General features: G+C 45.3%; 1 protein-coding gene. It reads left to right on the top strand.

Features of this window, described 5'->3' with window-relative positions:
• Nucleotides 1–213: hypothetical protein (locus B9T16_RS29705; protein WP_410246494.1), on the top strand; the 213-nt coding region annotated here is incomplete at its 5' end.
• Between the last annotated feature and the right edge of the window lie 87 nt (nucleotides 214–300).

The raw sequence follows: 300 nt of genomic DNA, 5'->3' as shown, positions 1-300 counted from the left end.
AAGGAAGCGCATAGCAAGCAAGATCTTGCCGCTATTGATGCCGCTACCGAAAAGGTAAATGAGGCTTGGAAAAATGCTTCCGAAGACCTCTACAAAGCTCAACAAGAAGCAGGTCAAGGTGGCCCTGAAGCTGGAAACGCTGAGGGAGGAAGCCCCGACGACGTGACAGATGTGGAGTATGAAGAGGTAAAAGATGATGAAGACAAGAAGTAATTCTTCGAAACATTCATAAATTGAAAGCCGAGAGCGATTGTTGCTCTCGGTTTTTTTTTTGCACCATCCTAACAATTCAGACGCAAT

It is taken from the genome of Arthrospira sp. PCC 8006 (assembly GCF_046480465.1).
In the GTDB taxonomy this organism is placed as follows: domain Bacteria; phylum Cyanobacteriota; class Cyanobacteriia; order Cyanobacteriales; family Microcoleaceae; genus Limnospira; species Limnospira platensis.
This window is presented reverse-complemented; position numbering and strand designations above follow the sequence as displayed.